The sequence below is a fragment of the Nocardia africana NBRC 100379 genome, assembly GCF_001612635.1.
Lineage (GTDB): Bacteria > Actinomycetota > Actinomycetes > Mycobacteriales > Mycobacteriaceae > Nocardia > Nocardia africana.
On record NZ_BDAV01000014.1, the window covers coordinates 302,019 to 324,824 of the forward strand.

At 68.7% G+C, this 22,806-nt stretch carries 19 protein-coding genes; 8 read left to right on the forward strand and 11 right to left on the reverse strand.

Going from position 1 to position 22,806, the window contains the following annotated elements; genetic code table 11:
- Nucleotides 1-50: 50 nt before the first annotated feature.
- From NA3_RS26215 to NA3_RS26240, 6 genes are all read right to left on the reverse strand, one after another.
- The gene (locus tag NA3_RS26215; protein ID WP_062966278.1) at nt 51-773 is read right to left on the reverse strand and encodes a maleylpyruvate isomerase family mycothiol-dependent enzyme; all 723 of its coding nucleotides are present in this window, start codon (nt 771-773) and stop codon (nt 51-53) included.
- 21 nt (nt 774-794) lie between these two features.
- Complete coding sequence (locus tag NA3_RS26220) at nt 795-2,798, reverse strand: hypothetical protein (protein WP_062966279.1); 2,004 nt, start codon at nt 2,796-2,798, stop codon at nt 795-797.
- A 38-nt stretch (nt 2,799-2,836) separates the two neighbouring features.
- Nucleotides 2,837-3,877: an ATP-grasp domain-containing protein gene (locus tag NA3_RS26225; RefSeq protein WP_227995480.1), complete on the reverse strand. Its 1,041-nt coding sequence runs from the start codon at nt 3,875-3,877 to the stop codon at nt 2,837-2,839.
- A gap of 504 nt (nt 3,878-4,381) precedes the next feature.
- Nucleotides 4,382-5,125, reverse strand: a complete 744-nt coding sequence (locus NA3_RS26230; protein ID WP_062966280.1) for an adenosylcobinamide-GDP ribazoletransferase — start codon at nt 5,123-5,125, stop codon at nt 4,382-4,384.
- Nucleotides 5,126-5,300: 175 nt separating this feature from the next.
- Nucleotides 5,301-7,241, reverse strand: a complete 1,941-nt coding sequence (gene cobT, locus NA3_RS26235; RefSeq protein WP_084491873.1) for a nicotinate-nucleotide--dimethylbenzimidazole phosphoribosyltransferase — start codon at nt 7,239-7,241, stop codon at nt 5,301-5,303.
- Between the two features lie 216 nt (nt 7,242-7,457).
- Nucleotides 7,458-8,126 (reverse strand): DUF3043 domain-containing protein, encoded by a 669-nt coding sequence (locus tag NA3_RS26240; protein WP_062966383.1) that lies wholly within the window; start codon nt 8,124-8,126, stop codon nt 7,458-7,460.
- Nucleotides 8,127-8,439: 313 nt separating this feature from the next.
- On the opposite strand from NA3_RS26240, the gene NA3_RS26245 reads away from it, so the two are divergent.
- The 7 genes from NA3_RS26245 to NA3_RS26275 all read left to right on the forward strand — a co-directional run bounded on the left by NA3_RS26245 (nt 8,440) and on the right by NA3_RS26275 (nt 14,324).
- Nucleotides 8,440-8,790, forward strand: a complete 351-nt coding sequence (locus NA3_RS26245; protein WP_062966281.1) for a HesB/IscA family protein — start codon at nt 8,440-8,442, stop codon at nt 8,788-8,790.
- A gap of 102 nt (nt 8,791-8,892) precedes the next feature.
- Complete coding sequence (locus NA3_RS26250) at nt 8,893-9,864, forward strand: carbohydrate kinase family protein (protein WP_062966282.1); 972 nt, start codon at nt 8,893-8,895, stop codon at nt 9,862-9,864.
- Nucleotides 9,865-9,968: 104 nt separating this feature from the next.
- Nucleotides 9,969-10,682 carry an MBL fold metallo-hydrolase gene (locus NA3_RS26255; protein WP_062966283.1) on the forward strand — a complete coding sequence of 238 codons (714 nt, stop codon included), beginning with the start codon at nt 9,969-9,971 and terminating at the stop codon, nt 10,680-10,682.
- Between the two features lie 183 nt (nt 10,683-10,865).
- On the forward strand, nt 10,866-11,990 hold the full coding sequence (locus NA3_RS26260) for an ABC transporter permease (RefSeq protein WP_062966284.1): 1,125 nt from the start codon (nt 10,866-10,868) through the stop codon (nt 11,988-11,990).
- Nucleotides 11,987-12,721 (forward strand): ABC transporter ATP-binding protein, encoded by a 735-nt coding sequence (locus tag NA3_RS26265; protein ID WP_084491874.1) that lies wholly within the window; start codon nt 11,987-11,989, stop codon nt 12,719-12,721. The genes NA3_RS26260 and NA3_RS26265 overlap by 4 nt, the downstream gene beginning before the upstream one ends.
- A 117-nt stretch (nt 12,722-12,838) precedes the next feature.
- A complete protein-coding gene (locus NA3_RS26270; protein WP_062966285.1) occupies nt 12,839-13,447 on the forward strand; it encodes a TetR/AcrR family transcriptional regulator in 609 nt (202 codons plus the stop codon).
- Nucleotides 13,448-13,664: 217 nt separating this feature from the next.
- The gene (locus NA3_RS26275) at nt 13,665-14,324 is read left to right on the forward strand and encodes a GAP family protein (RefSeq protein ID WP_062966286.1); all 660 of its coding nucleotides are present in this window, start codon (nt 13,665-13,667) and stop codon (nt 14,322-14,324) included.
- On the opposite strand, the gene NA3_RS26280 is transcribed toward NA3_RS26275, so the two are convergent.
- Nucleotides 14,311-15,978 carry a SulP family inorganic anion transporter gene (locus NA3_RS26280; RefSeq protein ID WP_062966287.1) on the reverse strand — a complete coding sequence of 556 codons (1,668 nt, stop codon included), beginning with the start codon at nt 15,976-15,978 and terminating at the stop codon, nt 14,311-14,313. The genes NA3_RS26275 and NA3_RS26280 overlap by 14 nt on opposite strands.
- A 145-nt stretch (nt 15,979-16,123) precedes the next feature.
- Nucleotides 16,124-17,104 carry a formylglycine-generating enzyme family protein gene (locus tag NA3_RS26285; RefSeq protein ID WP_084491875.1) on the reverse strand — a complete coding sequence of 327 codons (981 nt, stop codon included), beginning with the start codon at nt 17,102-17,104 and terminating at the stop codon, nt 16,124-16,126.
- Between the two features lie 240 nt (nt 17,105-17,344).
- Here NA3_RS26285 and NA3_RS26290 point away from each other — a divergent pair, with 240 nt between their 5' ends.
- Nucleotides 17,345-19,681, forward strand: a complete 2,337-nt coding sequence (locus NA3_RS26290; RefSeq protein WP_062966288.1) for an arylsulfatase — start codon at nt 17,345-17,347, stop codon at nt 19,679-19,681.
- Nucleotides 19,682-19,728: 47 nt separating this feature from the next.
- On the opposite strand, the gene NA3_RS26295 is transcribed toward NA3_RS26290, so the two are convergent.
- From NA3_RS26295 to NA3_RS26305, 3 genes are all read right to left on the reverse strand, one after another.
- The gene (locus NA3_RS26295; RefSeq protein WP_036500139.1) at nt 19,729-20,829 is read right to left on the reverse strand and encodes a branched-chain amino acid aminotransferase; all 1,101 of its coding nucleotides are present in this window, start codon (nt 20,827-20,829) and stop codon (nt 19,729-19,731) included.
- A gap of 250 nt (nt 20,830-21,079) precedes the next feature.
- On the reverse strand, nt 21,080-22,180 hold the full coding sequence (gcvT, locus tag NA3_RS26300; RefSeq protein WP_062966289.1) for a glycine cleavage system aminomethyltransferase GcvT: 1,101 nt from the start codon (nt 22,178-22,180) through the stop codon (nt 21,080-21,082).
- A 192-nt stretch (nt 22,181-22,372) separates the two neighbouring features.
- Nucleotides 22,373-22,759 (reverse strand): winged helix-turn-helix transcriptional regulator, encoded by a 387-nt coding sequence (locus tag NA3_RS26305; RefSeq protein ID WP_218021899.1) that lies wholly within the window; start codon nt 22,757-22,759, stop codon nt 22,373-22,375.
- Between the last annotated feature and the right edge of the window lie 47 nt (nt 22,760-22,806).

A 22,806-nucleotide genomic window follows, 5' to 3' on the forward strand; every position in this document is an offset into this window, starting at 1 on the left:
CGCCGAGCCTCCGAACTGCTCGGGTCCCACAGTCGCCGCTCCGGCCGCTGCTAGGTGACGTGAATCAGATCCAGCACCCGGCGTGCCAGCCCGGCGTCGGTGGCCTCGGGCGGTGTGGCCGGTTGCCGATGCCACACGGTGAGAAGCAGGTCCGCCGCACTGCCGGACAGAACCGTATCGGCCGCCGCCGCGCCGTAGTCGATCGTCGGTTCGGGATGGGTCAGTCGCAGCGTCCATGGCGGGAGGCCGAGGTCGGTGCACGTGAATTGCGTTGCGGCTCCGGCAAGGTCGCCGGGCACATCCACTCGGGCGAGGAAGCGCGGGACGAACACGTGCAGCCATTCGTCGATGCCGTCACCCGCGAAGTCGGCGTCGATGGGCGCCGCCGCGCCGGGCCGCACCGCGTCCTGCGCATCCCAGCGGTGCATCGCCGTCTCGTGGGCTTGGCGCCGCAGCCAGAACCGCACCGTCCGCCGGCCGATGAAGGTGTCGATCTCGGCGTCGAGATCCATCCCGTCCAGTTGCCGCAGCAACAGATCGCGGCTCTCGCGATACCACTCCGAGAGGTCCTCACGGTCGGGGCGGGGCACCGGCGCGTCCTCACCGCGCAGGAATCCCGTCGCCCACCGATGCACCCGGCCCAGATGGGAGATCAGCCGCGCCACATCCCAGCCGGGGCAGGCCGCCACCGGCGCCCCGTACGCTTCCTGCGGTATCGCGGCGATCGCATCGCCCTCGGCCACGAGTGCCGCTCGCCGGCGTGAATCGTCCATGCGGGTAACGTATCCGCCGCGTCACGCCGGCGCATCGCTCACGATCTCCGGTAGCCGGTCCGCACCCCAGCTGCGGTGAATGTAGCCGACGACCCGATCCAGCTCCGCACGCTCCACCGCGGCCGGCTCTCCGCGTTCGAGCGGATCGAAGTGGAAGATGTAGAGCCGCGACGCGAACTGCTCGAACGGCAGCGATCCCTCACCGAACCGTTCCCCGTGCCCGGCGGTGCCGACGACCACGCCGTCTCCCCAGTCCTGGCCGCTGTCGTTGTTCGGGTTGTAGAAGTAGACCCGCATGGTGTCCTGCGGATCGAGGCTCACTCGCAGAATCGTGATCGCGTGCCAGCCGACGAACCGGGCGGCGCTGTCGGTCACCGCGATGCCGGCCGGCTGCGGGTGGATCAGCGGCTGATTGCCGTTGTAGAAGGGGTGGTAGCTGGCGTAGAAGTGCCGCAGGAATTCGTCGACATCGATCAGGCGCCCGGTCTCCACGTCGACGTTGATGCGGAATCCGCGCCCGGACCACCAGCCGTGGAACTCGGGGTTGATCCACCGATGCGGATCGCCCTCGCGCCCGGCGCAGCGCCGCCCCATTTCGGCGTAGATCCGGTCGAGATGCGGGACGACCAGCAGCGATACCGGGTCCAGGTCCATCGGCAGGGAGGTCGCGACCCCGGCCCCGGCCTCCTTGGAGGAGATCGGCTGTCCCTCGAAATGCATGACGATCTCGTCGTCGCGGGCCGCCCACACCACGGTCTGCAACAGGTAGTCGGGATCGTTGTAGGCCCACATCGACAGGGCGCGCGCCGACTGGCAGGTCGGATTGTCGCCCTGGCCGACGCCGAGCGGCAGGCCCAGAATCGACAGCATTCCGGACAGCAGCCGCGCCCGTGCGTCCGGCACCGGCCCGAACACCTGGTGCAGTCGCTCCCGGGAGCGCGGTGACACCGGCAACGCGAGTTGCCGCCACAGCGCGGGCGCGACCGGCGGTTGATACAGAATCCCCCGCTCGAGGAGCAGCGCGAGCCCGTAGATGCCCTGCGCGGTCTCGACGTGCACGGCCTCCTCGATCAGTTTGCGCACGAGTTCGTGGTAGCACAGCAGACTGTCGCGCCCGGTGCTGGACAAGCCCAGCGCCTCCCCGAGCAGATATTCGCCCTTGGTCAGCAGGAATCGCAGCAGGACCGCGTGATACGGCGACACCAGCCCGGTGTCGTGCATCGAGCGCGCGAAACCCGTTGCCTCGTACTGCAATGCGCTGTCGTCCATACTGTCCAGGCGCGTGCGGTAGACCTCCACGCCCGGATCCTCCCGGCAGGCGTCGGTGGTGCCGTAGAGGCTGCTGATCAGCCGGTCCGCGCCCAGCCCGCTGGCGCCGAGGTCGATATCGGGATTGCTGCGGGCGACGGCGATCTGCGTGATCATCCGCTTCACCTGCTCGACCTGGATGGGCCGCTGGCGCAGAATCCGCCAGATCTCGTCGACCAGATGCTCGAGCACCTTCTCGTAGCCGATTTCCTCCACCAGGTGATGCAGCAGCTCCCGCGAGACCCGCGCCATCCGCCCCTGCTGTTCGCGTTCGGCCTCGCTGGGCGGGGTGAACAGCAAGCTCAGATTCATCGCCAGCACCTGCGACAGATGCCCCAGCGCCTGCTCCGCGCTCACCGACGGATGCGGGAATTCGCCCTTGGCCACGGCCAGCAGGCGCAGATCGCTCACCGTCTCCAGCACCACCGTGTCGGCGTTGGCGCTGCGCAACGAACCCACACTCAACGCCGGGATCAGGATCTCCGGATGCGCCCAGTCGGTGCCCAGGAACAGCCCGGCCGCCTCGAGACCGCTCGCCCGCGCCCGCACCGCCGCGCAGCCGCCGGGCAGCAGCAGCACCCGGCGCAGCGCGCCCAGCACCCTGGACAGCTTCACCTGCTTACCGAAATCGCTGGTGTCGCCCAGAATTCGGGTGGCTTCGTCCAGCGTGGCGAGACGTCTGTCCAGAGTGTCGTCGTCGCTGCCGAGTGGAGACAATCAGGACCCTCCCGTGATCCATTCCTGCCGAGAAGGAGTCATACGTAGAAGTCGAGTTCTTCCTGTCGCTTCAGCAGGTCCCGCAGAGCGTACGGGTCTTCGCCGAAGAAGTACAGCAGACCCCAGTGATTGCCGAATGCGGTTCGCTTGGTGACCTTTTCCGACAGGGGGGCGGTGAGTTCGTGGGTTTCGAAATACTCGTGGTCCTCCGTCTCCTCCGGGATCGACAACCGGCTGACCACCCGCCGCCGCGGATAGACGCCGAACGACCCGGCATGTCCTTTCGCATCCACCACTTCGCGGGGGAAGAACGCCACGATCTCCTCCTCGGTGGTCTTGGGATCGAATGCGAGCACCAGCGCGTGATAGGCGTTGAATCCGTATGCGCGCTCCAGCAATTCGAACACCTTGAACCCGGGCGGACGATAGGCGACCTCGCCGAAGTACATCTCGCCGTCGCTGGTGACGAAATACTCCGGATGGACGAAGCCGAATTCGATATCGAAGGTCTTGATCAGCTTTTCCACCTGCCGGGTGATCTCCGGCCGGTACTTTTCCAGCTCCGGTGTCGCGGGGACGAAGACGGAGTAGCCGAGCCGCACGTATTCGGAGATGTTGAGGAATCGGATCTTGCCGTCGTGGATCCATGCCTCGACCGCGAATTCCCAACCGTCCAAATGGGATTCCATCAGGACCGGGAACTCGTCGTCGGGGATCGCGTCGATCTCGTCGGGAGTGCGGATCACCCGGTGACCGAGGCAGCCGGCCTTGTCGAAGGCCTTGATGTGGATCGGGTCGTTCGGATCGCCGTCGAGTTTGAGCAGGGTCTGGTTGACGCGCTTGAGGAAGCGGATGACGTCGTCACGCTCGTGTGCCTCCTCGAAGATGCCGACCCGGATACCGCCCAGTTGTGCGCGCCGCTTCATCAGCGATTTGTCGCGCAGCAGCATCGCCTGGCCGAGCAGCCGCGGATTGCCCAGCAGCACCGAGTTGATCGCACCCGCCCATTCCACGGTCTCCTCGAAGATCGGGATGGCGACGTCGACGCCCATCTCCTTCAAGGTCTCCGCGATTTCCATCGACCGGTCGTTGAGCCGCTCGAAATTCCAGCAGAGATAGGGAATTTCATGCTCGATGCAGTATTCCTCCGCCCACTCCGGAGCCACCACGACATAGCGCCGATCGAATCGGTCCACCGCTTCGACCGCGTTCAGACTCCAACCCAGCAGGGCCACATAGCCTTTCTCCGGGTTCCTGCGCTTCGATTCACGGGATGAAATCGACAAACCTGCTCCCCTCTTCGACCTCGGTGCACCGTTCGTCGATCGCGAGGTCGTCTTATCGCGCGGTGGTCCTGCGCTCGATACCGGGGGCTGCGAATTCGGCGGGCTCCGGTATCGCCGCGCGTGCGCTCGGCATCGTCGGCGGGCGGCAACAACGGCGATCCGCTCTATCACCGTCATTGCTCACGGATACCCCGATGTTTCATTCCCAAACAGGGGCAACGCCGTTGCGTTATTGATACACAATCATTTTCGCTGGTCGTTCCGTCCGGGAAGACCGTGCGCGGATCCGGCAGGAGCTCAGGAGACCGACAGCACCGCGGCGGTGATCGCGACGGTCACCTCGACGGCGGCGCCGAGCACATCACCGTTGAGCCCGCCGAAACGCCGCACACAATGCCACACCAGCAGAGCCGCACCGGCCAGAGCCACGGCGACCGCGACCGGCCCGAGCCACCGAGCGGACGCGGCGACAACGCCGGCGGCGAGCGCGACGAGAGTCCAGACCGCCGGTGTCACCACCGATTGCGTGCGCGCCACCAGCGCACCGAACCCGGCCCCGGGAGCGGGCGCATACCCACGGCAGGCGAGAACGACGGCGACCCGCCCGACCGCAACCGCGAGCCCCACCGCGAACCAGCGGCCGTGTTCGGCGAGGGCGGCGAACGACAGCGCCTGAATGCCGATCGCGAAGATCAACGCGGCCACCCCGAAGGGCCCCGCCCCGCCGCTCTTCATGATCTCCCGGGCACGTTCCGGCGGCCCGTAACTGCCGAGCCCGTCCGCGGTATCGGCCAGCCCGTCCAGATGCATTCCGCGGGTGGCCGATCCCAGCGCGCCGACGGTGATCAGGCCGGCGAGCGCGCAACTCATTCCCGCCCAGGTCGATACCCACAGCAACCCGGCCGCGCCCGCACCCAGCACCGCCCCGACCACCGGTGCCGCCGCGATGGCCCCCGCCGCGGCCGTGCGGTCGACCGTCTCGGGTCCGCGCACCGGCAACACCGTCAACCACGAGAGCGCGAGCCGAGCCACCGCGATCATCGCCCGGACCTCGAGACATGCACGGCGCGTTCCCCGACGCCGGATACGGAGATGCCGCGCCGCCCACGGACCGAATTCACGGAGACCGCGTACCGGCCACGCGACCGGCTCGGTGAGTGCCGCGCGCGTCGACCGCCATCCGGTGCACCGGGCCGGCCGGCACCACCCACCTCGTTCAGGACACGACTTCCGGTGCGGCCGAATCGGTGTCGGCGGTGCTCACCCCGGCCTCGCCGAAGGTCGACATCTCCGACAGCGCGGCGATGGCCGCGCGCAGCAGCGGCAGCGCGCTCACCGCACCGGAGCCCTCCCCGAGCCGCATGTCCAGTTCGACCAGCGGCTCCAAATCGAGCTTGGCGAGCGCCAGCGGGTGGGCCGGCTCGGTGGACCGGTGCCCGGCCACCCACCAGCGCTTCGCACCCGGGGCGAGCATTTCGGCGATGAGCGCCGCGGCGGCGACCACCACACCGTCGAGGATCACCGGTGTGCGCCGGGCGGCGGCCTGAGCGAGATAGCCCGCGGTGGCGGCGAAATCCGCCCCCCCGGCGATCCGCAGCAGCGCGAACGGGTCCTGGCGGTGGGGACGCGCGCGCCACATGGCGTCGCGGATCGCGGAGGCCTTGCGCATCCATCCGGCATCGTCGACGCCGGTGCCGCGGCCGATCGCCAGCACCGGTTCGGTGTCGGTGAGCGTGGCGATGAGAACCGTTGCGGGCGTGGTGTTTCCGATCCCCATATCGCCGGCGATCAGCAGGTCGGCCCCGCTGTCGATCTCCTCGTCGGCGATGGCGCGGCCCGCGGCCAGCGCGGCGTACAGCTCGGCTTCGGTGAGGGCGTCCTCGCGGTCGATGGCGCCGCTGGAGCGGCGGATCTTGTGCGTGGAGACCGACGGATCGGTGTCGGCGTCCACCGCGATGTCCACCACGCGCACGGTCGCATCGGCGAGGCGCGCCAGCGCGTTCACCGCCGCCCCTCCGGCCAGGAAGTTGGCGACCATCTGCGCGGTCACCTCACTCGGATACGCCGACACCCCGTGGCGGGCCACACCGTGGTCTCCGGCGAACACCACGACCCGGGCGCGCCGGAACTGATGCGGCGGGCACTCACCCTGGCACGCCGCCACCCAGTTCCCCAGCGTCTCCAACCGCCCCAGCGCCCCCGCCGGTTTGGTCAACTGCAACTGCCGCTGCTCGGCCTCGGCTCGCACGCGCGCGTCCGGCGCGGCGACCGGGCCGAATGCCGGTGTGGTGCCATCGAATTCGGCGAGGCCGCGCGGCGTCGAGACCGCCGTCGAGCCGGCGGCAGCAGCTCCGGCTCCAGCGAACTCGCGACCCGCCGAGGCCCCCGCACCAGCCGCGTCACTCGTTTCGGTCGTCGCAGCCGCGCCGTCCGCATCGTGATCGGCTGACAAAGCTCTTTCCGCCGCAGCGGAGTCGGCGAAACCGGAACCGTGGACAGGACGCTCACTGCCCGCATGATCAGGGGTTCGCGAAGCCGAAACCCGCTCCGCCGCAGCACCTCCGAGCCCGGCGGCCGTGGCCGCCGCGATCCCGCTCCCGGTGGATGCGCCCGCGCCCTTCAGCACGACCGGCACTCCGGCGACGACCAGCACGACCTCGTCGCACACCGCCGCGAGCCGCTGATTCAGCGTCCCGATCTCGTCCTGGAACAGCCGGCCCGACGCGGTCGCCGGAACCACGCCCAGACCCACCTCCGGGCTCACGATCAGCAAGCGGTCCGCATAACCGGACACCGCCGCGACCAGCGCATCGATATCGGGGCCGACGGTTCCGCGCGGCGCTTCCCAGGCCGAGCGCGCGTCGATGCGGGCCGTCAGCCAGGTGCCGAGGTCGTCGATCAACGTCACCGGCGCCGGGTCACCCAGCACGGTGATCGGATCGCCCTCCACCACATGCCAGGTGCCGGGCCGCCGAACGCGATGGGCGGCAATACGATCGGCGAAGTCGGCGTCGGCCGGATCGGGAATCGCGGTCGCCACGTAGCGCACCGGTCCGCTGCGTCCGGCCACCTCCTCGGCGTAGGCGGATTTCCCCGAGCGCGCCCCACCGAGCACCAGCGTCCGCAGCCCTCGGCCGCCCGCAGCATCGTTCACCACGTCAGCACGGTACCAATCGGCCCGCACCCGAGACGCCGCCCACCCGAGCACCGGCTACCCGCGCCACAGCACTCCGCACCGCCCGAGTTCTCTGCCTCAGCGGCGGCGATGCCGGAGCCTCGCGGCGGCACGAGAAGCGCACCGAGCCGGCCGTGCGGCTGTGCCGCCGGCCGGCCATGCGACTCGGCGGGCGACATTCCCACACACAACCCGAACTCAGACCGCGTCGCCGGGCGACACCCGCGGCTTCGGGGCGCGCATGCGGCGGATCTGGGAGGCGCGAACGAAGGCGTACCAGCCCAGCGACCAGCTCGAGGTGGTGTCGTCGGGATAGCGTTCGCGCACCCGCTTGTTGATCAGGCGGCCGATCACGAAGCCCTCGGCGACCATGAACAGCATCATCACGATCATCGCGAGGGTGACGTAGGCCTGCACCTGCGGGGTGAGGAACATGGTCAGGATCAGCACCAGCGCCAGCGGCATGAACAGTCCGACCAGGTTGCGGCGCGCGTCGACCAGGTCGCGGACGTAGGCGCGAACCGGGCCGCGGTCGCGCGGCAGCAGGTATTTGTCCTCGCCGGCCAGCATCCGGGCGCGGCGATCGGCCGCGGCGGCCCGGCGCTCGGCCGAGGCGACCTTGCGTTCCTCGCGGTTGCCGCGGGTGGCCTTGCGCCGGGCGCGGGCCTCCTTGGCGGTCAGCGGGGCGGGCGCGACCGGCCCGCGGCGTCTGCCCTCGACGTCGCGGCGTCTGGGCGTCGGCCGCCCCTTGCCGGCCGTCGGTGCGGGCCGCTGCGCTGCCGTGGCCGCGTCGTCGTCGGTCGTGGCCGACGTGTCGTCGACGTGGTCGTCGGTGGTGCTGGCATCGCCACGGCGCAGGAACTTCACGCCGACCAGGCTATTGGATGGCATACCGGCCTGGAAATACGGTCTCCGCCGAGCTGTGTGATCGGTCATACCACCCATACCGGCAAACCGGCTCCGACCGGCCGGTCTGTACCCCGTGACACGCCTGGCCCGTGTGGCGATTCGCACGTCCGACCGCCGCCAACCCGGCAATTCCGGGGCCGACGGGCCCACGTCGGCGCGCGCAGTGGCAAGATTGGAATAGCCACCCGCGACGTGGCGTTGACAGCTACCGAGCCGTGCGCTGTTCACGGAAACAACGTTCACGGGTAACGAGGGTCTGCGAGGAGACTTCATGACTGTGCAGAACGAGACCACCACCCACGGTGTGATCCTGACCGACGCCGCCGCGTCCAAGGCGAAGGCGCTGCTGGACCAGGAGGGCCGCGACGATCTGGCGCTGCGCATCGCGGTGCAGCCGGGCGGTTGCGCGGGTCTGCGGTACCAGCTGTTCTTCGACGATCGCACCCTCGACGGCGACCTGACCGCCGAGTTCGGCGGGGTCACGCTCGCCGTCGACCGGATGAGCGCCCCCTATGTCCAGGGTGCGTCCATCGACTTCGTCGACACCATCGAGAAGCAGGGCTTCACGATCGACAACCCGAACGCCACCGGCTCCTGCGCCTGCGGCGACAGCTTCAACTGACGATCTGCTCCCGGCGCGGAATCTCTGCGGAGGTTCCGCGCCGTGTCGTGCACACGGTACGGTAAGGCTGATTCCGCCCTCGACAGACAAGGACCGGGCTTCGTGACCATCGCTGTGTCCGCTTCCATCGCGACCGACCATTTGATGCGATTTCCGGGGAAATTCTCCGACGTCCTGCTTGCCGATCAGTTGCAGCACGTGTCGTTGAGTTTTCTGGTCGACGATCTGGTGATTCGCCGAGGCGGTGTCGGCGGCAACATCGCGTACGCGATGGGTCTGCTGAACGGGAGCCCGCTGCTGGTCGGCGCGGTCGGCCCCGATTTCGGCGAGTACCGCGACTGGCTCGAGCGCCACGGCGTGGACTGCTCGGCGGTGCGGATCTCCGAGACCGCGCACACCGCGCGCTTCGTCTGCACCACCGACGAGACCATGGCCCAGATCGCGTCGTTCTATCCCGGCGCGATGAGCGAGGCCCGCGACATCTCTATCGCGGAGGTGGCCGAAAACCATTCGCTGGACCTGGTTTTGGTGGGCGCCAACGATCCCGACGCGATGCTGCGCCACACCGAGGAGTGCCGCAAGCTCGGTATCCCGTTCGCCGCGGACCCCTCGCAGCAGCTGGCCCGCCTCGACGGCGACCAGGCGCTCGCCCTGATCGACGGCGCCACATACCTTTTCACCAACGAGTACGAGTGGGGCCTGCTGCTGCAGAAGACGGGCCTGTCCCCCGAGGAGATCGGCCGCCGGGTCGGCATTCGCGTCACCACCCTCGGTGCCAAGGGCGCGCTCATCGTCGACGGTGACGGCGTCGAGGTGAATGTCGAAGTGGTGCCGGAACTTTCGCAGGTCGACCCGACCGGCGTCGGCGACGCGTTCCGAGCCGGCTTCCTCACCGGGCACACCGCCGGACTCAGCCTGCAGCGCTCGGCCCAGCTGGGTTCGCTGACCGCGGTGCTGGTCCTGGAAACCATCGGCACCCAGGAGTGGTCGCTCGACCGCGACGAGGCGCTGCGGCGGTTGCGCGGCGCGTACGGCCCGGAGGCGGCGGACGAACTCGGCGCACTGCTGAGCTGAGCGCCGGCCCGAGCGGCAGAGCCATCCGGCGGCCCACGGCCGTGACGATTCACAACATTGCGTCCGGATGCGCGGAGTTCGCCGGCGAACAATAGGGTGTGCGTATGGGATCCGATCGTTTATATTTTCGTCAGCTGCTGGCGGGCCGGGACTGGGCCGTCGGCGATCCGATTGCCACCCAGATGCGCAATTTCTCGTATTTGATCGGTGATCGCGAATCCGGCGAATGTGTGGTGGTCGATCCCGCGTACGCGGCGGGTGATCTGGTCGATATCGCCCAGGCCGACGGCCTGCGGCTGACCGGCGTGCTGGCCACTCATCATCATCCCGACCACGTCGGCGGCACGATGATGGGTTTCACCCTGCGCGGAGTGAAGGAACTGCTCGAGCGGGTGCAGGTTCCGGTGCACGTGAATCATGAGGAACTGTCCTGGGTCGCCAACGTCACCGGTATCGCCCCGAGCGAGCTGACCGGACACGACCACGGCGACACCCTCGCCGTCGGTGGCGTCGAGATCGAATTCCTGCACACTCCCGGCCATACGCCGGGCAGCCAGTGCTTCCTGTTCGAGGACCGGCTCGTCGCCGGTGACACGCTGTTCGTGGACGGCTGCGGCCGCACCGACTTCCCCGGCGGCGATTCCGACGCCATGTTCCGCAGCCTGCGCCACCTGGCCGAGCTGTCCGGCGACCCGGTCGTCTACCCCGGCCACTGGTACTCCGAAGAACCCAGCGCGGCCCTGTCGTCGGTGCGCGAGAACAACTACGTCATGCGCCCGACCACCCTGGAACAGTGGCATATGCTCATGCCCGGCTGAGCGACCAGCTCCATCCTTCAAGCCCTTTCGCCTTGTGCGAGAGGGCTTTTCGCATTTCCTGCGCAGTTGCATCACCCCCGTCGAACTTTTACCGACGACGCGTTGGTATCTTACCGACGCACCGTCAGGAAGATGGTGCTGTCGCGCCGCCGGTCCGCCCGGCGGCAGCCGTGAGGAGTTGTCATGTTCCTGGCACTGCGCGAACTGTGGTACGCGCGAGTGAGATTCGGCCTGATGGGCGGCGTGGTCGCGCTCATCTCGATCCTGACCGTGATGCTGTCCGGGCTGTCGTCCGGACTGGTCGACGACGGTGTCTCCGGCCTGCGCGCCCTGCCGGTCGACGCCTTCGCCTTCGCGCACGGCACCAAGACCGACTCGGCCTTCACCCGCAGCACGATCGACACCGCACAGGTCGCGGCATGGCGGTCCCAGCCGGGCGTGGCCGAGGCCGCCCCCTTCGGCAACACGCTGGTCAACGCCAAGACCGGTGGCGGGGTCGCGGTCGATTTCGCGCTGTTCGGCGTCGAACCGCAGTCGTTCCTGGCCCCCGAGCCGGCCCGGGGCACGCGGCTGGACCGGCCGGACGGCATCGTCGTGAGTGCGACCGCCCTCGACAAGGGGGCGCGACTCGGCGACACCGTCGTCATCGATCGGCTCGGCACGACGTTGACGATCACCGGCGTCACCGCGGCCAAACAGACCTTCGGCCACGTCGATGTCGCCTACGTGCCGCTGCGCACCTGGCAGCAGATCCATGCCGGGGTGAAACCGGGCGAGCAGGTGCGGGAACAGGCCTATCGGGAGGCCAGTGCCGTGGCGTTGCGTGCGCGGCCGGGTGCGACCGTCGACCTGGCCGCCGGCGACGCGGCGGCGGACACGACCGCCATGACCCGCACCGCCTCCTACGACGCCTCCCCCGGCTTCTCGGCGGAAATGGCGACCATGTCGCTGATCAAGGTGTTCCTCTACGCGATCTCGGCACTGGTGGTCGGCGCGTTCTTCCTGGTGTGGACCATTCAGCGCGCGGGCGAACTGGCGGTGTTGCGGGCGATCGGCGCACCGACGCGGTTCCTGCTCGCGGATGGACTGACTCAGGCCGTGGTGGTGCTGGCCGGCGCGACCGCCCTCGGGGTGCTGATCGCCGTCGGCGGCAGCCGATTCATTCACGGCATGCCGTTCACCCTCGACCCCGCGGCCATCGCGACCGGAGCCGGACTGCTGGTGCTGCTCGGTCTGCTGGGCGCGGCCGCGGCCATCGTGCGTGTCACCAGAATCGATCCCCTCGCGGCCTTGGGAGCCCATCGATGAGCATTTTCACGACACGCAAGGTCGCTGTGGCACAAGAGAATTCGCGTGGACGCGATCTGTCCGCCTCGAATAGGGGACTGGAACTCGACGGCATAACCCTCACCCTCGGCGACGGCGCCGATACGGTGACCGCGCTGGACGACGTGCACCTGTCGGTTACGCCGGGGGAATTCGTCGCGATCATCGGACCCTCCGGCTCCGGCAAATCGAGTCTGCTCGCCGTGGCGGGCGGTCTCACCACGCCCGGCGCGGGACGGATTCGCGTCGGCAGCACCGATCTGTTCGCCCTCGGGGCCCGGCACCGCACCCGATTCCGGCTGCGCCACATCGGTTTCGTCTTCCAATCCGGCAACCTCCTGCCCGCGCTCACCGCCGCCGACCAGCTGCGCCTGGTCGCCCGTCTCACCGGCACCCGCCGCGATCCGCGCGAGTTGCTCGACGCGGTCGGCATGGGCGAGAAGGCGAATCGGCGACCGGAGCAACTGTCCGGCGGCGAACGCCAGCGCGTCGGCATCGCCCGCGCGCTGATCGGGTCGCCACGAGTCCTGCTGGTCGACGAGCCCACCGCCGCCCTGGATCGCGCCCGCAGCGCGGAGGTGGTGGAACTGCTCGCCCGCGAGACCCGCGCGGCGGCGGTCGCCACCGTCATGGTCACCCACGACCACGACATCCTCGACCGCTGCGACCGCGTCCTGCACATGGTCGACGGCCGGCTCACCCCCGAACGCTGAGGTCGTGGCCCACCGCGACCCAGTGCGACCGTGACAGGGTGTGATAGCACTGTCGCACAGGGTCGGATGCGGCCCGGCCGGGTGACACCGTCCCGGCCGCGGCGAGAAGGAGGTTTCGTGCCGAGGATTCAGGCGGCGACGGTCGCGGAACACCGGCAGGCACAGCGACGTGCCCTCCTCGACGCCGCGCGCGCGATCCTCTCCGAACAGACCGGTGCGGCGCCCACCCTCGCCGAGGTGGCTGCCCGCGCCGGCCTGGCCCGGCCCAGCGTGTATCAGTATTTCGGCTCACGAGACGAACTGTTCGAAGCGGTATTGGCCGACGCGCTACCGCGCTGGAGCGCACGGATCACCGAGCGTATGGCCATGGCCGGCGACCCCGGCGCCAAGGTCCTGGCCTACGCGCTGGCCAACCTCGAACTGGTCGACGAGGGCGAACACGCGGTGGTGCAAGGACTTTCGACCCACGTCGCACCCGACGCCCTCGCCGCTCAGGGCCGCGCCATCCACGACGAACTCCGCACGCCGCTGATCGCCGCGCTGACCGAACTCGGCGCATCCGACCCGGCGACGACCGCCGAACTGATCAACGCCGTCGTCCACACCGCCTCGCGCCTGGTGGAAAACCACACCCCCGTCGACACCGTGGCGGCACGCGTCCGAGAGTTACTGAGTCCGTATCTCGTTCACACCGCGGCCGTCTCGCGCACCACCCCCGGCGCGTAGTTCGTCTCGGCCTCGGGCTTCACCGGCACCGCCCGGGACTGCATGCTCCACTCCGCCACTGCCCCCGCCGATCTCACCCGCAACGTGTGACTGCAGGCCGGTGCCCGCGCAGTACCGTCATCGTGCGGGACCGCACCCGCGCACCACCAGACGAGCCCCACCGCCGCGCGAATGGATGTGTTCCGGCGCAGGCACCCGGCCCTGGCGAGGAGTTGAGATGGGTGATCTGCTCGTACTGCTGCTTCCGGAAGTGATCGGCCTGATCGTCACCCCGGGCGCCGTCGCGGGATGTGTGCTGCTGCTGCAGTCGCATCGCCCGATCGCCAACGCCTCCGCATTCGGCGCCGCGTTCCTGCTCGTCTACGCCCAGATCGCGGTGGCCGCGCTGCTGGGCGGGGCGGGCGATCCGCAATCCACGTCGAAACAGACCTCGCATTGGGCCGGGCTGGTGGTCGGTGTGCTGTTCCTGCTGGCCGGTGCCTACATCGCGGTGCGCACGCCGAAAACCGCCCCCGGCGGTGGACCCCGCTGGATGACCCAACTGGAGAACACCGGCCCGCGCGGCGCGTTCCTCGCGGGCCTGGCCTTGGCGGTGGTCAATCCGAATCTGTTCATCATGCTGTCGGGCATGAGCCTGATCGCGAGTTCGGCCACCTCGGTCGCCGCGTCCGCGGTCGGGACGATCGCCCTGCTCGTCGCCGCGGTCCTCGATTTCATCGTCCCGATCGGCATCTACCTGCTCCTGGGTGAGCGCGCCCGCACCGGTCTCGACGCGGCCAAGGTCTGGATGATCCGCCACACCCGGTTGCTGTCGATCGGTGTGCTGCTGGTGTTCGGCGCCCTCTTCACCATCCGCGGCATCGTCAATCTGGCGTGAGCGCGGTGACCGCCCGGTCCACGGTGGTGAACAGCCGGCCCTGCTCCTGCAGGACGCGCCCGCGCGCGGTGCGGCGGACGGTCGCCAGGTTGCGCGCGGGCAGTTCGGCGAAGTAGACGGTGACACCGCTGTCCTGCAGCTCGTTCACCACGTCGAGGAACGCGCGCATCACGGTCAGCGTCACATCCGGTATCCAGGAGCAGTCCAGCACGACGGTGTGCACCGGATGCCCGGCCGCCGCGAGCTCGTCCACGCGACGCCGGATGCCCTCGGTATTGGCGCGTACGTTCGCGGTGTACAGCCCCGACGCGACCCGTAGCACCAGCGGATTCGCGGGTTCGGTTGCGGCCGTGGGCGTTCCGCCTGCCCACCGGCCGTCCGGACCGCGCGTCAACTGCACCACGTGCGGGCGATTGAGTTCGCGCAACACCAGATACAGCGTGGCGACCACCCCGGCCGCGACCGCGGGGAGCAACCCCATCACCAGCCCGATCGCCGCGGTACCGGCCGCGATCCAGAATTCGACGCGGCTGACGCGCCAGAACAGCGCCAGCGCACCGAAATCCAGCAGACCGAGCGTCGCCACCACCACCATCGCGCCGAGGGTGGCTTGGGGCAGATCGTCGAGCACGGGCGCGAGGAACAGCGCCACCGCGACCGCCAGCGCCGCGGTGACGATCGCCGCCACTTGTGTGCGCGCACCGGCGCGCAACGCCACCGCGGTCTGTGAGAACCCGCCCGCCGGGGGCAGAGTGTGGAAGAACGAACCCGCCAGCGACGCCATCCCGTTCGCGAAGAGCTCTCGGTTGCTGTCGATCTGGGGCTCGCTCGCGCGGCGAACACCACGGCCCACCGCGACCGTCTCCAGGAACGCCATCATCGAGATGGCCAGCGCTCCCGGCAGCAGGTCGCCGATGTCGTGCAGCCGAGGCACCCCGGGCAGCGGGATCCCGGACGGAACCGGCGCAATCAACGCCACCCCGTGATCGTCGAGATGGGCGAAGGCGACCAGCGCGATCCCGACCGCCACCACCACCAGCGGACCCGGAACACGCGGCAGCAGCGTCGACATCGCGTACAGACCCGCGATACCGGCCGCCGCCAGGATCACCGTCGCCGGATTCGCCGAGCCGAGTTGTCTCAGCGCCGACCACAGCACCCGGAAGAATCCGGTGGCGGCCGGGTCGGCGGGCACGCCCAGCAGTTTCGGCAGCTGCCCGGCCGCCACGGTGAGACCGACGCCGATCTTGATTCCGGTGAGCGTCGCGTCGCTGATGTTCTCGATGATCGAGCCCAGTCGCGCGAGCCGCGCCAGCACCAGGACCACCCCGACCAGCAGGGTCAAGGTCATCAGTGAGGTCTGCGCGTCCGCGGATCCGGCGGCGATCCCCGCGCCGACCAGCGTGGAGGCGGTCAGGGTCGCGATGGTGGAGGTGGTGCTCACGCTCGTGGTGCGCGAGCCGCCCAGCAGCGCGTAGACGACCATGGGCACCATGCAGGTGTAGAGGCCGATCTGCACCGGCAGATCCGCGATGGTCGCGTACGCCATCGCCTGCGGAATCACCACCGCACCCGCGCTGAGCCCGGCCACGATATCGGCCCGCAGCCAGGTGCGGCGATAACCGGTGAGCGTCGGCGCCACCACGCTGCTCATCTGCCCTCCACTCCACCCCGTTCGGCTCGGCCCGCCGGGACCTCACGTCACCCGAACGCGCACGGCAGCGTCCCGTGGCCACAGTGTCCGAGCCGTCCGGCCCGAGCACCTCATACGTGGTGGGTGAACCGCGCCGCCGCGACCCTCAGCGCGCGGCCGGGATATCGGCGACCACCCGGAAACCGAGATTCCCGGTCGAGGAGACCGGCTCGCTGCCCTGGCGCGCCGAGACCCGGTAGCGGCGGCAGTAGGACAGGTGGCACAGATACGATCCGCCCCGCATCACCCGGTCGCGGCCGAGATCGGGTCCGGTGGGATTCGCCTCGGGACTGTGCCGGTAGTAGTCCGGCGAGAAGAAGTCCGAACACCACTCCCACACGTTTCCGGTGGTGTTGTAGAGCCCGAAACCGTTGGGCGCGTACGCGCTCACGGGCATCGTGCCGAGATGCGCGCCGGGGGCCGTGCGGGGGAATTCGCCGGTGAAGACGTTCATCTGCCGCTGCCCGCCCGGCTCGAAGTCCTCGCCCCAGGGGAACGGGCCGGTGGATCCGGCGCGGGCGGCGTACTCCCATTCGGCCTCGGTGGGCAGCCGCGTGCCCGACCACGCGCAGAAGGCCCGGGCGTCCTCCCAGGAGACATGGACGACGGGATGGTCGGCCAGGGCGCCGACATCGGAGCCGGGCCCGAACGGATGCGCCCAGTCCGCGCCCTCCACCTGCCGCCACCAGGGTGCGTTGACGACCGCGCGGGTGGGCGGCATATCCGGCGGTAGCAATCCGGCGAAGACGAACGACCAGCCGTATTTCTCGGCATCGGTGCGGTAGCCGGTGTCGGCGACGAATGCGGCGAAATCGGCATTGGTCACCGCGTACCGCCCGATGGCGAAGGCGTCCACGGTGACCGGGTGGCACGGGCCCTCGCCGTCGCCGGGATAAGCCCAGCGGCTCTCGTCTCCCATGGTGAAGGTGCCGCCGGGAACGGCGATCAACGCGGCCTCGAACTCGGCCCGTCGATCCGTCTCGCCCGGCCGACCGGCATCGGCACCGGGCCCGGTCGATTCGGCGCTCTTTCCCGCCGCGGGTGCGCAGCAGGCGTGGTGGGTGCCGGAGTCGGTGCGATGTGGCATGACTTCCTCTCCCTCACTGTCCGAAACGTCAACGCCGGCAGTGGTAGCCGACCGTACGCTGACCCGACCGTACCGCCCGATTCGCCCGGTCGGGGGCGGTATCGGCAACTGGATGCGCGACCGCGGCGGCGAAACCCGGATTCACCCCGAGCGGATGAGGCCCGTCACGACGGCCGGTGGTGCACTCGCAGGCGGCACGTACTCCGTGACGCAGACCAGTCTCCGACAGGGGTTCCAGCTATGAGCGATAAGCAGTTCAAGGGCGTCGTCAATCTCGACATCCGGGATTCGGTTCCCGATTGGGACGCCTTCTTGGCGAAGAAAGCACCGGAGGGCGCACCGAATGTGCTGGTCGTGCTGTACGACGACACCGGATGCGCGGCCTGGTCGCCCTACGGCGGGCGGATCGAGATGCCGACCATGGACCGGCTCGCGCGCGAGGGACTGACCTACAGCCAATGGCACACCACGGCGCTGTGCTCGCCGACTCGCTCCACCTTCCTCACCGGCCGCAACCATCACCTCAACGGGTTCGCCTCGATCTCGGAGACCTCGTCCGGATTCCCCGGCTACAGCTCCCACATCCCGCCGGAGAACGCCTCGATTGCCACCGTATTGCGGAAGGCCGGCTGGGGCACCTACTGGGTCGGCAAGAACCACAACATCCCCGTCGACGAGTGGACCGCCGGCTCCTCGCGGGAGCGGTGGCCGCTGGGACAGGGCTTCGACCGCTTCTACGGTTTCGTCGGCGGTGAGACCAACCAGTGGTATCCGGATCTGGCCGAGGACAATCACTTCATCGACCAGCCGTATCAGCCCGAGGAGGGCTACCACCTGTCGAAAGACCTTGCGGACAAGGCCATTTCGTTCCTGCAGGATCAGCGCCAAACCCATCCGGGCAAACCGTTCTACCTGTGGTTCTGTCCCGGCGCCAATCACGCCCCACACCATGCCCCGAAGGAATGGATCGACAAGTACAAGGGCAGGTTCGACGACGGCTACGACGCCTATCGCGAGTGGGTGCTGCCGCGCATGATCGAACGCGGCATCCTGCCCCAGGGCACCGAACTCACCGACTTCAATCCGATGCCGCCGGGCACATTCGCCGAGGCCGACGCGGTGCGCCCGTGGTCGGAACTGAGCGAGCCGGAGCGAAAGCTGTTCGCCCGCATGGCCGAGGTGTACGCCGGCTTCTCCGAATACACTGATCACCAGGTCGGGCGCATCATCGACTATCTGGAGGAGACCGGCCAGCTGGAGAACACGCTGGTGATCTACGCCGCCGACAACGGTGCCTCCGGCGAGGGATCTCCGAACGGCTCGGTCAACGAGAACAAATTCTTCAACGGCTATCCGGACAATATCGAGGACAACCTCGAAATGATCGACAAACTCGGCACCCCCGACACCTACAACCACTACCCGACCGGATGGGCCGCGGCCTTCTCCACACCGTTCAAGATGTTCAAGCGCTATTCGTATCAGGGTGGTGTCGCCGATCCGCTGGTCATCTTCTGGCCCAAGGGAATCGAAGCGCGCGGCGAGATCCGCGACCAATACCACCACTGCACCGATATCGTGCCGACGATTCTCGAATGCTGCGGTGTGCCGATGCCGGAAACGGTCGACGGCGTCCACCAGAATCCACTGTCGGGCGTATCGATGAAATACAGCTTCGATTCCGCGGACGCCCCCACCCGGAAGGAAACCCAGTACTACGAGATGCTCGGGCACCGGGCCATCTGGCACAAGGGGTGGAAGGCGGTCACCGTGCACGGGCCGACCAGCGGCCTCAGCAATTTCGACAAGGATCGCTGGGAGCTGTACCACACCGATGTCGACCGTTCCGAGAATCACGATCTAGCCGAAGAGTATCCCGACAAGCTTCGCGACATGATCGGCCTGTGGTTCCGGGAAGCGGAGATCAACAAGGTACTGCCGCTCAACGACCTCGGCGTCACCGGCAAGGACCTGCAGACGTTCCTCGGGCTGGAATTCAAGGTGCCGGTGCCACCCTGCGGCAAGTACGTCTATTACCCGGGCACCACGGAAGTACCCGAACGTGCCGCCGCCAATACCCACGCGGTGTCGTTCAAGGTTCTCGCCGAAGTGAGCACCACGCCCGAGACCCAGGGCGTGATCTTCGCCCACGGTTCACGATTCGGCGGCCACGCGCTGTACATCAAGGACGAGAAGCTGCGCTACACCTACAACTTCCTCGGCATACCGCCCGAGCAGCGACTCGAGGCGCCGGCGCCGGAGCCCGGACGGCACATCATCGGCGTCGATTTCCGGAAGGAGCGGCCGGGCGATCACGGCGAATTCTGGGGTACGGCAACGCTGTACGTCGACGACGAGGCCGTCGCACAGTCCGAGATCCGCACGCAGTCGGGACATTTCACGCTCTGCGGCGAAGGGCTCTGTATCGGCTACGACAGCGCCGACACGGTAACCGGCGATTATCGCGGCAGGTTCGATTTCACCGGCGGTGAGATCGCGAAGGTCATCTTCGATATCGCCGACGACGCCTATGTCGACGTCGAAAAGCATTACGAGGCAGCGCTGTCGCGCGATTGACGATTCCTACCGTGGTGCCCCGGGCCGACCCCCCGGGGCACCGGCTGTCAGGCCAGGGTGCGCAGCCAGCCGTGGTTGTCCGCGAACGTGCCGCGCTGAATTCCGGTCAGCGTGTCGCGCAACGCCATGGTGACCTCGCCGGGCTCGCCGCCGCCGATCTCGAATTCGCCCTCGGCGGACTGCACCCAGCCGACCGGGGTGATGACCGCGGCGGTGCCGCACGCGAAAACCTCGGTGATCTCACCGGATTCGGCACCCTTACGCCATTCCTCGACCGACACCTTACGTTCCTCGACCGGGTATCCGGAGTCGGCGGCGAGGGTCAGCAGACTGTCGCGGGTGATGCCGGGCAGCAGCGACCCCGACAGTTCCGGGGTGACCAACCGGGCCTCGGAACCGGAACCGTAGACGAAGAACAGGTTGTTCGTGCCCATCTCCTCGACGTACTTGCGCTCGCAGGCGTCGAGCCATACGACCTGGTCGCAGCCTTTGTCGGTGGCCTGCTGCTGCGCCAGCAGCGAGGACGCGTAGTTGCCGGCGACCTTGGCCTCACCGGTACCACCGGGCGCGGCGCGCACGTATTCGGTGGACAGCCACACCCGCACCGGCTTCACGCCACGCGGAAAGTACGCGCCCGCAGGCGAACCCAGCAGCAGGTACTTGTAGCCGGACGCGGGCTTGACGCCGAGCCCCGCCTCGGTGGCGAACATGAACGGCCGCAGATACAGCGACTCCTCACCACCGGCCGCGGGCACCCAGTCCGCGTCGACCTCGAGCAGCTGGCGCACCGATTCGATGAACAATTCCTCCGGCAGCTCCGCCATGGCCAGCCGCCGCGCCGACCGCTGGAACCGCGCCGCGTTGGCATCGATGCGGAAGGTGGCGATACTGCCGTCGGCCTGCCGATACGCCTTGAGGCCCTCGAAGATGGCCTGACCGTAGTGGAACACCATGGTCGCCGGATCCAGCGACAGCGGCCCGTACGGTTCGACCCGCGCATTGGTCCACTGCCCGTCGAGATAGTCGATCGACACCATGTGGTCGGTGAAGTAGCGACCGAACCCGGGCGCCGCCAGAATCTCCGTGCGCCGATCCGCCGGAACCGGGGCGGGATGCGGGGTACGAGTGAACTGTGCAGCGACTGTCATGACCTCGATACTAGAACTGCGGCCGTCGGCGCCGGTGCCCGGACCTGCGTCAGGACTGGGCGGGCAGCGGCGAAGGATCCGGACAATCGTGGCGTAATGCCCTCTCGACGGCGGTCGATGCGTCCCATTCCTCGCACAACGATCCATCCGGGCGAGCCGCTGCCCGCCTTCGCGCGGCACACCGAGCGGTCACCGGACCCTCCACTCCGGAAGCGTCATGATTTCGGTCACGTGTGGCGGGCGCCGCCGTTCAGGAGGTGTGTGGTGTGACGAACGGCGGGCGGACCACTTCGGCGCGCAACCGGCGTCCGCGCACGTCGACGGCTACCTCGTCGCCCGGCTCCAGTCCGGCCTCGGTGGACAGCAACGCCAGCGCGATGCCGACCTTGAGGCTCGGCGAGAAGGTGCCCGAGGTGGTCTCACCGACCGTCTCCTCGCCACGCAGCACCGTCTGCCCCGGCCGCAGCACACCGCGATCGAGTGCTTTGAGCCCCAACAGGATTCGGCGCGGACCCGCCGACTTCTCCTGCGTCAGAGCCGCCTTGCCCCAGAACTGCGGCTTCTTCCAGCCGACCGCCCAGCCCGCGCGGGCCTGCACCGGCGAAATCTCCAGCGACAGTTCGTGACCGTGCAGCGGATAGCCCATCTCGGTGCGCAACGTGTCGCGCGCACCCAGTCCGGCCGGCTGCCCGCCCGCGGCCTCGACCTGCGCCGTCAGGGCGCGGAAAACCGCCTCGGCATCGGCCCAGCGCGGCAGCAGTTCGTAGCCGTGTTCACCGGTGTATCCGGTCCGGCAGACGCGGACCGGCCGGCCGTCCCACTCGGCATCGGCGAACGCCATGTACTCCATATCGGTCGGAAGGCCCAGCGCGGCAAGCACTTCCGCGGATTTCGGGCCCTGCACCGCGAAGACCGCGTACTCGCGGTGTTCATCGGTGATCGTGATGCCCTCCGGCGCCGCCTTGCGCAACTCCGCCACCACCGCGGCCGTATTGGCGGCATTCGGGACCAGGAAGATCTCGTCGTCGGAGACGTAGTAGGCGATCAGGTCATCGATCACGCCGCCCTGCTCGGTGCAGCACAGCGTGTACTGCGCCTTCCCCGGACCGACGCGGCCGAGATCGTTGGTCAGCGCCGCGTTCACGAACGCCGCCGCTCCCGCGCCGCGCACGGTCGCCTTACCGAGGTGGCTCACATCGAACACACCGACGGTGGTCCGCACGGCGGTGTGCTCGGCGACGGTGCCCGCGTATTGCACGGGCATCTCCCACCCCCCGAACGGGGCGAAGGTCGCGCCCAGCTCCGCGTGGACGGCGTGGATGGGGCCCTGCTGCAGCGTCTCGTCGGTCACCCGGCGAGCTTATCGAGCGTCGTGGGCCGGTGGTTCACGGCCGGGCCGTCGTGTCGGTTCTGCGCTGCGCACTCCGTGAGCCCCGGGTGGCGACGCCTCGGACGATCGAATGCCGGCGGCGCTCCGACGTGGACCGCAGGCGTGGGCTCACCCGGACCGGCGCAACACACCGCTCTCGGCACGGGCGCGCCGCTACGCCGGTTCGTCCTGACGCTCCCCTTCAGGCTCGCCGGCATCCAATAGTGCGTCGCCATGAATCTCGATCCACTCGCCGAGCGCGCGCATCGGGCCTTCGACGAGGCTCAGCCCGAGCGGCGTCAGCGCGTATTCGACCCGGGGCGGCGCTTGCGCGTAGCGGTGGCGCTCGATCAGCCCGCGGCCGAGCAGCCGACGCAGCGCCTCGGTCAGCGCCTTGTCGGTGATGCCGCCGATCTCGGCCCGCAATTCGCTGCGCCGGCGCGCCCCGCCGAGCAGTCCGACCAGCACCACCGGATCCCAGGTGTGCGCGAAAAGGTCTGTGGCCGCACGCAATCGGCAATCGGCGACCAGTTCGCCCGCATGCTCGTCGTAACCGCTCATCCCGTGATGATCACCCATCCGTCGCGCACCGATCGGTGCGTATCGGC